Genomic DNA, 12,895 nt, shown 5'->3' on the forward strand with positions numbered 1-12,895 from the left:
CACATCAACGAGCTGCGCGAAATCACCGATGACGTCATCCAGGCCGCCGCCTCAACCCTCGTCATCGGAGCGGCCAATTAACGTGCAAAAATCAGTGCCACTTACCGTGAAAAGTCACAGAGGATGACGTGCTCCCACCCGAGCGGCGACGTGTGCGGAAGCAGCCTAGCATCGTATAGCGGGCTGGTCTGCGCGAGGTGTCTGGCCTGTAAATAGTGTTCCAAAACGTGATGGCGGCAATGACGAGGTTGAGCGCCATCGCGCGTTTCTGTTGAGCCGCGTCAGAGCGATCATGAATGCGCCCTTGTGAATGAGCAAATACGGCCTTGGCCAGCGAGTGACGCGCTTCACCCTTGTTGAGACCTGCGTGGCTTTCCATGCGCAGGTCGGCGTTCTCGATCCAGTCGAGCATGAAGAGCGTACGTTCGATCCGACCGATTTCACCCAGAGCGAGGTACAGCCGGTTTTGCTGGCGGTACGCCCCAAGCTTGCGCAGGATTTCAGACGGTTTGAGAGACTTGTCGCGTATGCTGGCCGCGAGCCGCATGATGTCGCCCCAATGCTGCCGTATCACCTCTTCGTTGATCGGTTTGCCCATGATGGGAGACAAAGTGGGCCACGCTTTTGCACTCCCGAAGCAGGCCAATCTCCGGTCCGGAAAGTCGCGCAGACGCGGCGCGAAGGTCATCCCCAACAGATGGAACAGGGCAAAGACGTGGTCCGACACGCCGCCAGTATCTGTGTAATGAACGAGGGGATCGAAGCTGGCCGGATTGTTCAGGAGGCCATCGAGCACGAAAGGGGCTTCGCCTGCGGTTGCCCCGATGACGCTCGAATGGAACGACCCGTATTGGCCTGACAGGAAGGAGTAGATCTTCAACCCAGGGTCTGGCCCGTATTTGGCGTTGATCACCCCGCTGCCTCGATTGGCGGAGAAGAATTGGCCATCCGATGAGCTATGTTCAGCTACGCCCCAGTGCTGCGCGAAGGACAGGCCATGATGGGCATCGACAATGCGGCCCAGAGCATCTGCAAACGTCTCCGGCCGCAAGTACCATGTCTGCGCCCAGGTCAACTGCGCATGGCTGACGCGCGATGAGGCATAGGCCATCCGCTCTAGCCCGAGATTGCTCGCCCCAGCCAAGATCGTGGCCAACACAGCGGCGGGCGCATCGTGATGCTTGCCAGAACGCAGATCAGTGAAGGCGTCGAGGAACCCCGTCTGCGCATTCACCTCCCAAAGCAATTCCGTGATGCGGATACGTGGCATCACGGCGTCAATGGCCCGTTCCAGACGCACCGCAGCAGGTGGTGTCACCGCGTCATGGGGCGTGATTTTCAGGCGCCCGCGCTCGATCCGGACGCCGGTGAGAGCATCGCGCTTCAAGGCGCGGTCCACTTCATCAAGGCGTTTTGCCAGCGTGGCCCGCCGATCCGCCAGCCATGATTCCGGATCTGTCTCGAAGCCCGCATCCCGCATGACGATTTCCGCAGTGTTCCGGGGCATCAGGTAGCTGTCGAACCGCCGATACTCGCGACTGCCGTCGACCCAAACATCCCCGGCTCGCAGACGATCTCGCAAGGTGGACACAACGGCAGTTTCGTACATGCGCCGCTTTGGCTGACCGTCCTGCAAGATCAGCGACGGCCAATGCTTGGCCGCGAACGGCATGGGCGGATCATCGGGCAGTTTGCGTTTGCCGGTGCGGTTCTGGTCACGCAGCAAGGCGACCGCGGCCTGGAGGTCGTCGCCCGCATCGGGGGTCTATCAGCATAAAGGTACCGAAAGTCCCACAGGAATTTTTTCATTGAGTTGATGTTGCTTGGTTTTCTGCCTTTCCTGCGCTTCTGTTTTTTGCAGTCACTTTATGCGGCCTTTTTCGGGGGTAGGATGCCGAGGGTGTCGCGAAGCTTTTCTTCTGAGAAGTCGTACTCACCCAGCATGTTAATATGGGCCCATGACATGGGCGAGTGGGCGGTAATCAGGCGTAGTAGCTTTCCTTTGGCCTCTGCGTCTGGAGCTTTTCCGATTTGGCGTGCCAAGTAGAGATAGTTCCAGCAGATGATGCTGTTTTTGATCAAGCGGTTGCAGGCCTCTGCGATCTCCTGTTCTTCCTTTTCGGTTTGCGAGAACTCACGTGGATTGCCGACGGCCACTGCGCGTGTGAAGCGATTGGCCAATTCGACTTTGTTGAGTTGTTTTTCGATGGCTTGTCGCAAAGCCAAGTCATCAATGTAGCGTAGGATGAACAAAGATTTTATGATTTGCCCGAAGGCTTTCAGCGTCTGGTAGAGAGCATGCTGGCGCGAGTAGGAATTGAGCCTCCGGAAGATATCAGAGGCGGTATTTTCCTTGAGTTTGATGGTGGCTACCAAGCGCAGCAGGTCATCCCAGTTCTCTCGAATGACCGTCTCGTTGATGGTTTTGTCAGGTTTGACGGCCCAGGCATCACCAGCCTGGTTTTTCGGTTTGAAGATATAGAGGGTTTGTTTGCCGATACTCTTGATGCGCGGGGCGAAGGAAAATCCCAGCATATGCGTGAGGCCAAAAACCGCCTCGGTGTAGCCGTGCGTGTCGGTCGAATGGATATCACTTTTAACGACATCGTTGTGCATCAATCCGTCGATGACATAGGCACTTTCGCGATCAGCTGCGCTTATCATCAGCGAATGCCAGAGGAAGTTGCGCTCATCAACAAAGGTATAGGCGCTGACACCCTGGCCTTGCCCAAAATACTTGAACGACCGGCTGGCGTAGAGGCTGTCGCCGCGCACCTCAAATTTTTGGCCATCGCTGGCGGTATGAAGTTGACCTTGTCTTTGGCGATAGAGGTTGGGCAGCTCCATCGCATCCATGGCTTTGACCACGGCGGTGTTGGCGGTGCGGATGTTATCGAGCGAGAAGCGCCAGTTGACGGTGTGATCCAGCTCGCTTTCCGTGATGCTTGAAGAGATCCGCGCCATCTTGCGCACTCCTATTGCGCAGCCCAACCCCATGATTCCAGCGAGCAAGACCGGGTGGGGTGTTGTTTGCCGAACATGGGTTTGCTGCCAATGCTCAAAGGCTGTCAGCATGCCACTATGATTGCCCACGGTTTCCAAAACCTGCGCGAGCGGCACATCGTGTCGCTGAGGGAACAGGTCGCCGAGCGGGTCGGCCTCGTTGGCAATGGCCGCAGGAGTGGCGATGTGAAACGTCCAACCTTTGCGGAGCTTCAGGTGCGGATTGGTCGCCGCGTGGTCATCAGTCACCTGATACTGGGCGGTCAGCGCGGAATTCAGTTTGGCCAGTACGGGCTCAGGATCAGCAAATTCTTCCAGACCCGCACGCTCCAAGAGCTGAGCTTTGTCCCGGTTCCAACGTTCCTTCTCGATCAGATAGGCATCCATGGGCCGGTATTTGTACGACTGCACAACATTCAGATCGCCGGATTTGATGGCGGTTGTGACGTGCTGGAATAGGAACACCTTGTAGAGCGAGACCCTAAACGAGCCGTCCGTCCGGATAAGAACTGCTTTTTGTTCATCCTCAAGAAAGCCCATTGGCGCATGCGTGGCGGACAAATCGCCTTCAGCCTTGAAGTGATCGATTGCGGCCAGAAGTGCTGAGGCCCGTTCGGTGGGCATAAAACTCAGCGCCCGCAAGACGGGGCTGAGACGGTTTTGCAGCTTCACAGAGCGGCCTTCCAGAATGTCGTACCAACTGGCGTTCTTGGCGGTATTTTCGAGGTCGTCTTTGAGCTGGTCAAAGTCTGTGGTTTTGCCCTGATCCAGAAGTGCCGTTGTAGCGGCGACTTTTTCGGCGTCCGACAGGCTCGCTGCTTCCATGACACCGCGAATGCCACGCAAGACGCCAAAGACCGAAACCTCTAAGCCATCGATGACAATCTCAATCTGGCTCTGCTGATCTTTACGCTCTTGCACCAGTGTTTCTTGGTATTCCCGTGCCGTCACCGATTTAAAATTCGCCATGACGCTGAGCCACAGATCAATCATATTATCCTGGCAACGGTAGAACTGGTGCGCCACAAAAGCTGTGGCGTGAATGTAACGGTCAGCTTGGTTCCTTTGTTGGAGCTGGAACATGCGAGACTTCAGGACACTTCCCGCAAAATACCGAATGCCTGCCACCCCAAGATCAAGCTTTGCCAGAGTGCCGTCCAACTGATGATGAATATCTGACAGTATCTCAAAGTCAGCAACGGCTTCTTTGATCTTTGTGGGCCTGGTCGATTGCGATAGCTTTTTGAGTAGGGTTAGCCGGTAGCGGGTTGTGCCCTCAGGCGCAGCAAATAGATCATCCAGCAGACGTCGGCCTTCATGGCTGAGATGATCATCCATTAGACCGATCAATTCTACCTTACGGTCATGCAGACCGGTGCTAATGCTGTCTGTCAGGCTGCGGGACGTTGGAACCGCAATCCGATGCTGAACAAGAAAATCCACGCAGCGATCAAAGATGAGCCGGGGCTTCAAATGCATCCGTGCCATCGTTGCGATTTCAATGGCCAAGGCGCTCTTGGCGCTCTCATCGAAAGGCACAAAGCCGTGAAAATCCAGAATGAGTAGATGATGGCGTGCGCGTGTTTGTTTGGCATAGGCAACGGGTGAAAAGTCAGCACTGGTCAATCTTAAAACTCTGGCGACGGCTTCAATGTCGCGCTCATGAAAATCCTGTGGTTGGTAAAACCGCTTGGTTGCCTTGAAGTATCCACACATTAGCAGAAACCCAATCTGACCATCCGGGCTGCGCAAACTGGCCCCGATCTCCATCAAGCCCTTTGGGGGATCGAAGAACTGCTTGCGCTCTTTGTGGTCAAACAGAGGCGGCTTATCGAACGCCTCTTGTTCGCTCGCGGTCAAGATACGCATTCTGGCCATAGCTTCTCCAAAAAATTGATGTTCTCAAAACCGTCGTTTAACGAACAGGTGCGGCCAATGTCCGGCAGGGTTTCATGACCTAAGAATATCAGGCCGTTTACCTTGTTCGGAATCACAGGTTCGTTTATGATGCTGGAAACAGGATTTGTGAACAAAAAACATGCTTATCGGTTACGCCCGCGTCTCCACCATGGATCAGAACCCCGCACTTCAGATGGATGCGCTACGCGATATCGGCTGCGAGAGGATCTTCGTCGAGAAAGCATCCGGTTCCCATCGCGACCGCCCCCAGCTCAAAGCGGCCCTCGATTATCTACGCGAGGGGGACACGCTCGCCGTCTGGAAGCTCTCCCGACTGGCTCGGTCTCTCACGCAAGTGATCAAAACAGCCTCCGACATCGCTGAGCGCGGCATCGCCCTTAAAGTCCTGACCCAGAACATCGACACCAGCACTTCAGAGGGGAGGTTATTTTTCCACATGACAGCAGCCTTCGACGAGTTTCAACGTGAGTTGATTGTTGAAAACACCCGCGCCGGTCTCAAAGCCGCCGCAAAACGCGGACGCCGAGGCGGTCGGCCAAAGGCTATGAACGAGCAAAACATCAAACATGCCGAAGCCATGCTTAAGGATACCGAAAACTACCCATTCATCGGCGACGTCATTGACCAGCTCAAAATTGGCCGCACCGCATTCTACAAATACTTCCCCACAGATCGCATCAAACAGCTGCGACCTGACCACTCAGACGCGCATAAAGCGTAGCTAAATCCTGTGGGACTTTTGGTACCTTTATGCTGATAGACCCCAAGGTAGAGAACGCCAATTTTAGCTTACGTCGCCCCATCCACGACCAGTCGCCACCATAAGTGCTGACCACGATTGGGCCAAATCTCTTACTGCTGCTGCGAGGGATATGCGTGCTGCGTTTGCAAATCGTTCGGCGTCCAACAGGTCTGGTAAGTTCAGTTCTCCCAGTTCAAAAACTTTGCGGCTCAACTGAAGAGTACGATCCCTTGATCGTTGAGCAGCGCGCAATGCGGCCACCTCTCTTTGTTTTCGTGTAAATTCACTTTGAGTTTTTTGCACATCTTCCACCGCGGCCAACACCTGTGCACGCCATTCCAGTTCGGCGGTCGTGGCTGAAATAATAGCCGCATCTCGCCTAGCGCGTAGCGGACCTTGGTTGAGGATGGGCAATGAAAGTGCTGGACCAAAGGACCATTCTGACGGGTTTGCCGCTGTCACCGAGCCAGATAAAGTGACCGATGGGTACAACTTTGCTTCTGCGACACCTACTCCGGCAACTGCGGCAGCTAGACGGCGTTCAGCGGCCAATACATCTGGACGATTGCGGAGCAGATTAGCAGGGACGCCTGTTGACCCCTTGCTGCGAGGATAAGGTTGTGGTGCGCCTGCAATCATCTGTTTAAGCAGCGGCTGAGCTGGTTCGGCCAACAATGTCGCGATTGCAAAAACCCGGGCTTCGAATGCGGCTTCAAGCGGAGGGAGGTCGGCAATTGCTGTGTCCAGCTGACCTGCTGATCGGGCAAGATCTAATTCTGACAATGCGCCTTGCTCAACTTGAGCTCTGATCAAGGACTGGGTCCGGCGGAGGCTCGCGATATTCTGTCGTGTTAAAGCCAATGCCTCCTGAAAATACCGCGCGTCAATATAGTTGGAAACAACACCGGAAACCAGAGCAAGCCGGACAGTGCCAGCATCAAACTTGGCTGCTTCTACACCCGCTGCCGCGCGCTGCGCGTCACGGCGAACACCACCAAAAATATCGAGGATGTAATTCGCCCCGAACGTCGCACTTTCAGAGGGATCACCTGATATTGGGTTACCATTGTTTCTTTGCGCCTGTGCATCCAGTCCACCTGAGAATTGGCCAGCGGTACCTGTCTGCCTCAGGTCTGTATTTGCGGCTTTGATACGTTGTAAAGCCGTTGCAATATCGATGTTTTGTGTAAGGCCGCGGTCTACTAGCCGGTTCATTTGCCGGTCATTTAGCCGTTTCCACCATTCATCGCGCGCGACCTCTTCGAGAGCCCCGCCACCGCCAATGAACGACGTTTCTAATGGTGTCTTAGGTGGCGTATAGTCAGGGCCAACAGCGGTACATGAAACCAATGCCGTGGATGCTAGGATAAAAAGCAGATAGGGACGGTTCATTTGTCATTCCTGTATATTGGATTAGCTTTTGGATTTGCTGGGGATGTGATGGAGATGTTTCACCCGGCACGCTATTATGAGCAGCTAAGTAATTGAAAAGTAAAAGCTTGTCTAGAGGTACTCAGAGCCGTCGAGTTCTAGAAAACTCCAAGATCCTCTTTCTTTCTCGCACGGGTTCTATGAACCGCCAGCCAAGGCCGGTACGATGCTATGCGAATATGTCGATTGGCGTCCCGTCCCGCACCATCGCGTAGATATCCTCAATCTCGCGGTCCGACACCGCGATGCAACCCGCCGTCCAGTCTGGTTTGATCGCGTCGATACCGGGTCGTGGCCCGCCATGGATGAAAATGTCGCCGCCCGGCTCACGTCCCTGTGCAGCGGCATAGGCGATATCGGCCTCGTTCGGATAGGAGATGCCGATGGAGAGATGGAACAGACTGTCGGGATTGCGGCGGTCGACTGTATAGGTTCCCTCGGGCGTTTTTCCATCACCCTCGAATTGCTTGGGCCCCACCGCCGCAAAACCCAGATCGATCCGGTAGGCTTTCAGGACCGAGGTATTGTTGAACAGGAACAGGTTCCGGTCACTTTTGAACATCTGCAACCGGGTGACTGCGGGCCCGTCGTAGGTCCGGAACTTGCTGGCGCATCCCGCAAGGCCGAGTGCCAGTCCACCCAAGAGTGCCGTTCGGCGTGTCGTTTTCATCATGTCGTCCGCTCGATCTTTTTATATGTCCACTCATATTGGTGTCGGTATGCCTGATCAATCAATGGCCGTGCGCCAGGGCTCCCTGCGCCATCTTCTCTCCCACTTTCTCTCCCCCGGACGGGTCCGGCCGATCTTTCTTGGTCCGGAGCAGCCTGAGCGCGTTGGCGACGACCAGCAGCGACACGCCGACATCCGCAGCGATCGCACCCCACATTGTCGCCATGCCGAAGGCCGTCAGCCCGACGAACAGCGCCTTGGTCGCCAGTGCGATGCCTATATTCTGATGAATGATGCCCATGGTCCGGCGTGAATGCCCGATCAGCCACGGCACCTTGGCAATATCATCTGTCATCAACGCGATATCGGCGGTCTCAATAGCGGCGTCCGATCCGACCGCACCCATAGCGATGGCGAAATGCGCCCGCGCCATGGCAGGTGCATCGTTCACGCCATCGCCAATCATTGCCACGACATCATAGTTGGCAACGAGTTCCTCGATTGCCGTCACCTTGTCCTCTGGCAGCAGCTCCGCGCGAACCTCGTCGATACCGACCTCTGCTGCCACAGCGCGTGCCGTGCGCTCGTTATCACCAGTCAGCATGATGATCTTTTTCACGCCTTGGGCATGCAGGCGTGCCACGACCTCCTTCGCATCCGGGCGGATGCGGTCGCGCAGTTCGATCAGGCCCAGCAGGCGGCTTCCGGAGCCCACGGCCACGAGCGTGCTGCCAGCCCCCTCGATCCGCTCCAGCAGATCGCGGGGGATTGCGTCACCGAGACCTTTCTCGGTCGCAAAGCGATCCGAACCGAGCCAGACGGGCTGGCCCTCCCATGTTCCTTCGACGCCGCGGCCCGGCACCGTTTGGGTGTCGGTAGCCGCCGACTGCTTCAGCCCATCGCGTTCGCCGCGCGCCAGGATGGCCCGCGCCAGAGGATGCGAAGAGCGGGCTTCCAGCGCGACAGCGGCACTCAGAAGGTCGCGCTCGGCCGTGCCGCCTAAAGGATGCAGGCCCGCGACCTCCGGCTCGCCCATGGTGATCGTTCCGGTCTTGTCCATTGCCAGGGCGGTCATACGCGAGGGGGCCTCGACATAGGCACCGCCCTTGATCAGCACGCCGTTGCGCGCGGAGGCCGCGAGCGAGGCGACGATGGAAACCGGCGTGGAGATGACCAGCGCACAGGGGCAGGCGATCACCAGAAGAACCAAGGCATTGTAGAACCAGTAGTTCCACGCCCCCGCGAACAGCAGCGGCGGCACGACGGCGATCAGAACCGCCAGCGCCATCACGATGGGCGTGTAGATGCGGGCGAATTTCGTGACCCATTGCTCCACCTCGGCCCGGCGCGAATGCGCATCGCCTACCATTCGGATGATTTTCGAGAGCACGGTATCGCCTGCGGCCTTGGTGGCCCTAACCGTCAGTGTGCCATCACCGTTGATCGTCCCGGCATACACCTCATCGCCAGTTTCCTTTGCCACAAGAGCACTTTCTCCGGTAATAGGAGCCTGATCGACATCGCCACGACCCTCGGTGACTTCGCCATCAAGAGGGATACGATCACCGCCGCGCACCACGAAGCGATCACCGATCGCAACCTCGACGGCGGGAACGTCGGTCTCCGATCCGTCGGCACGGATGACCCGCGCTGTTGGCGGAGCCAGGTCCAGAAGGGCCGAGACCGCATTGCGGGCACGCCCCACGCTCCAGGATTCGAGAGCGAGGGACAGAGCAAAGAAGAAGGCGACCGTCGCCGCCTCGAAAAACTCGCCCAGCCCGATCGCACCGGCTACGGCAACGATCATCAGGAGGTTCATGTCAGGCGACAATCTACGCGCGGCGGACCATGCTTTGGGGGCGACCAGCCAGGCTCCGAACACCACCGCCAGCATGAACAGCCCCATCTCGACCAGAGGCATAGACGTCTCGCCATGACCGGAGAAGAGCCTCAGTGCGCCTCCGGCCCCGGTCTCGACGATATGGTAGAGGAACCCCGCAGCCCAGAAGCCACCGCTCAGGCCCGTGAAAAGACGCTGGCGCGCAAAATGGGCCGCCTGGTCCGCTTCGGCGCTTTCGGCATCCCACATCTTCGCGCTCATGCCGGTCGAGCCGACGATCTTGATGATTTTGTCGTCGCTGAGCGGTTTGGCGCTTTCAAGGATGGTCATTCGCCCATTGATCACGTCGAACGCCAGATGCTCGCTGCCGCCGACTTCCGGTCCGACGACCTTGTTCAGGATCGCGACCTCTTCGGCGCAATCCAGCCCGTTGACGCGAAAGCTGCGTCCGGCGGATGGCGGAGGTGCTGCCACCTGCGCGGTGACTTCGGCCGTCTGGCCGCAGCAAGCCTTTGTGTCTTTGCGATCATCCAGATGACCGTGCGGATGCGTGTCTGGACCGTCGTGGGGCATGGGAAACCTCTGAGAATAAGCGTTGAGCCAAAGATAGGAGCTTCAGTTGCTAGAGGTTCAAGAAGTTTCTTTCATGTTCTGATCGGGCGGCCGCAACAGTCAGAACTTACCCATCGCGACCCTGTTCGGTCCCTCGATCCGATGACATTCAGCCTTTGACTTGACCCCTGCCCACCTGTTGCGGGTCACCGGGCTCTAGGCTCCGGTGGGCGGTGCCCCCCGGGTGCTAAAGGGCCCCCTGCCTTCCAGCGCTTGCGATAGTGCGCGCTCACAGTTTCCGACAATAGAGTTCAAGGCGATGGTGAACGACCTCGTAGCCAAGCTTTTGCGCGATTTCTTGTTGTAATTGTTCAATTTCTTCCGATTTAAACTCAATAACTTCGTCAGAATCCAAATCAACAATGTGGTCATGGTGCTCTGAAATTGCGCTTTCATATCTAGCACCATGCCCTTCAAAGTAATGCCGATCAGCCACGCCGATACTTTCCAAAGATGCAAGGTTTCGGTAAACTGTGGCTAGGGATATTGACGCATCTGATGCTTTTAAGCGGCGGAATAGTTCGACGGCATCTGGGTGATCATCAGACTCGAGCAATACCTTCAATAAAGCCACCCTCTGATTGGTGATGCGCAACCCGTTGCTGGCAATGATGTCGCATGCACGTGATCCGGCTGGGTCCTGATCCTGTCGCCCGTCCGATGTCATACTCACTCTCCTCAGGGAAGGATCCCTAGTTGCAACTAATTCTCAATTGCGTTTAGAGTAATACATAATGCGAATGATTCGCAAGAACGGTGGCTGCCCGCCAGCGACCTCAATCCATCAATAACAATGCGTTCGGCAGCATTCTTTGGAGACAAACATGAATCCCGCAGATCCTCGGGACGAGACTGTAAGTCGGCGCGGCGTTCTCTTGGCAGGTCTTGCGGCCGCAGGGGGCTCCGTCGCTGTTGGAAACAGAGCGGCGGCACAGGAGGCTAAGGGACCATCTGTATCCGCCCCAACAATGGCAACACATGGAAATATGATGACCGTTGGCGATGTGGACAACCTGGCCAACGGCTTTGACCCGGTGGCAATGCTGACGGATTGGGATGTCGGTACGACCGAAATCTTATCAGACGGGCGTACCCTAAGAACCTTCCAGGTCGACGCTGAGGACAAGGAAATTGAGATTGCTCCAGGCGTCTTTTTTCCTGCCTGGACGTTCAACGGCCGGGTCCCCGGCCCAGCCCTGCGTGCAAAGGAAGGTGACCGAATCCGCGTCGTATTCCGAAATTTGGGATCCCATCCGCATTCAATGCATTTCCACGGCATTCATTCAGCGCGGATGGATGGCGTAAACGGAACTCCGGGCATGATTGGCCCAGGTGAGGAATTTACCTACGAATTTGACGCCAAACCGTTCGGCTGCCATCTTTATCATTGTCACGCATTGCCACTGAAACGCCATATGGCCAAGGGGATGTACGGTGCCTTTGTCGTTGATCCTGATCCGGAAAAGCATCCTGCCTTGGCAGACGTGGCCCGTTCGCGCCTGATGGGAGCCGCCGAAAATGCGGAGTGGCAGGAACTGGTGATGGTGATGAACGCCTTTGATACTAACTTTGATGACGAAAATGAATTCTACGCGGCCAACACAATTGCATTCGCCTATATGAAAACCCCGATCAGGATCGAAAAGAACCGGCCGGTGCGTGTCTATCTGATAAATGCCGTCGAGTTTGATCCGATCAATTCGTTTCACCTTCATGGCAATTTTTTCGACTACTACAATCAAGGCACGACGTTGACGCCGACCCTGCGCACTGTTGACCTCATCACTCAGTGTCAGGGCGAACGCGGAATACTAGAATTCAGCTTCGCCGAACATGAGCCAGGGCTCTACATGTTTCACGCACATCAGGCCGAGTTTACGGAACTGGGCTGGATGGCGAAATTCGACGTGGTGGAGGCGTGAATATGGAAGATCAGCCAGCGCTTTTGGAGCGTCGCGGACCGCAAAAACTTATCTGGCTGCTGATGCCCCTGTCTCTCTTGATTGCTGCCATCGGCTGGATCGTTTTTGCGGACCCCTTCCAGAGTTTCAGAAACGGGGCCCCTCCCGTTGAAGGCGTGACATTCGAGCGGACCATCCTGAACGATCAGGGCCTGAGGATGCTGGTGCGGGCGGGCGGTTCGGACCCGATGCGTGTCGCCCAGGTACAGGTTGATGCCGCGTATTGGTCGTTTACGCAAACACCGCCGGGAGACATATCGCGCGGCGCCACGGTGTGGCTGGATGTCCCCTATCCGTGGGTGCTCGGCGAAGCCCACGCTGTGACCCTCGTCACAACAACCGGTGCGACGTTCACACATGAAATCGAGGTGGCCGTTCCGACACCGAAGGTCACGGCGGGTCAGCTGAGATTCCAGGCTTTGATCGGCATCTTTGTAGGTGTCGTGCCGATTGTCTTTGGTCTGATGTTCTATCCGGTATTGCGCGGCGTCGGTCAGGGCGGCATGAATTTCCTGATGGCGCTGACCATAGGCTTGCTGTCCTTCCTGCTGGTCGACTCGGCTGATGTCGCGTTGCCCTTTAATCTGAGACGCGAGGGAGTGGACAGAACATGGGGGTCGTCGTCGGTGATCTGGCCTGTGCTAAGGTAAGCTCTTTGTATGGGGGGCTGCCATGGACGTACGGATTACAATCGAAACTACCTTCGACAACGGGGA

8 protein-coding genes and 1 pseudogene are annotated in these 12,895 nt (G+C 56.5%); 3 read left to right on the forward strand and 6 right to left on the reverse strand.

Going from position 1 to position 12,895, the window contains the following annotated elements; genetic code table 11:
* Positions 1-119: 119 nt before the first annotated feature.
* Together SM763_RS22990 and SM763_RS22995 are read right to left on the reverse strand one after the other, a co-directional pair.
* Positions 120-1,759: pseudogene (locus SM763_RS22990) on the reverse strand (Tn3 family transposase); the annotation flags it as partial.
* Positions 1,760-1,866: 107 nt separating this feature from the next.
* A complete protein-coding gene (locus tag SM763_RS22995) occupies positions 1,867-4,881 on the reverse strand; it encodes a Tn3 family transposase (protein WP_082849483.1) in 3,015 nt (1,004 codons plus the stop codon).
* A 160-nt stretch (positions 4,882-5,041) separates the two neighbouring features.
* On the opposite strand from SM763_RS22995, the gene SM763_RS23000 reads away from it, so the two are divergent.
* Positions 5,042-5,644 carry a recombinase family protein gene (locus SM763_RS23000; RefSeq protein WP_015061889.1) on the forward strand — a complete coding sequence of 201 codons (603 nt, stop codon included), beginning with the start codon at positions 5,042-5,044 and terminating at the stop codon, positions 5,642-5,644.
* 63 nt (positions 5,645-5,707) lie between these two features.
* Here the strand turns inward: SM763_RS23000 and SM763_RS23005 are convergent, their stop codons facing one another.
* The 4 genes from SM763_RS23005 to SM763_RS23020 all read right to left on the reverse strand — a co-directional run bounded on the left by SM763_RS23005 (position 5,708) and on the right by SM763_RS23020 (position 10,885).
* Positions 5,708-7,057: an efflux transporter outer membrane subunit gene (locus tag SM763_RS23005; RefSeq protein WP_082849484.1), complete on the reverse strand. Its 1,350-nt coding sequence runs from the start codon at positions 7,055-7,057 to the stop codon at positions 5,708-5,710.
* Positions 7,058-7,265: 208 nt separating this feature from the next.
* Positions 7,266-7,766 (reverse strand): L,D-transpeptidase family protein, encoded by a 501-nt coding sequence (locus SM763_RS23010; protein WP_067625943.1) that lies wholly within the window; start codon positions 7,764-7,766, stop codon positions 7,266-7,268.
* A 61-nt stretch (positions 7,767-7,827) separates the two neighbouring features.
* Entirely contained in the window at positions 7,828-10,179 is a 2,352-nt protein-coding gene (locus SM763_RS23015; protein ID WP_067625926.1) for a heavy metal translocating P-type ATPase, read from the reverse strand.
* A 268-nt stretch (positions 10,180-10,447) separates the two neighbouring features.
* Positions 10,448-10,885: a Fur family transcriptional regulator gene (locus SM763_RS23020; RefSeq protein WP_347510950.1), complete on the reverse strand. Its 438-nt coding sequence runs from the start codon at positions 10,883-10,885 to the stop codon at positions 10,448-10,450.
* Positions 10,886-11,207: 322 nt separating this feature from the next.
* Between SM763_RS23020 and SM763_RS23025 the strand changes: the two genes are divergently transcribed.
* Both SM763_RS23025 and SM763_RS23030 read left to right on the forward strand, forming a co-directional pair.
* Complete coding sequence (locus tag SM763_RS23025) at positions 11,208-12,140, forward strand: multicopper oxidase domain-containing protein (RefSeq protein WP_236627309.1); 933 nt, start codon at positions 11,208-11,210, stop codon at positions 12,138-12,140.
* 2 nt (positions 12,141-12,142) lie between these two features.
* A complete protein-coding gene (locus tag SM763_RS23030) occupies positions 12,143-12,829 on the forward strand; it encodes a hypothetical protein (protein WP_368999892.1) in 687 nt (228 codons plus the stop codon).
* Positions 12,830-12,895: the final 66 nt, after the last annotated feature.

This window comes from Pseudophaeobacter sp. C1-32P7, from assembly GCF_041008775.1.
In the GTDB taxonomy this organism is placed as follows: Bacteria; Pseudomonadota; Alphaproteobacteria; order Rhodobacterales; family Rhodobacteraceae; genus Phycobacter; species Phycobacter gallaeciensis_A.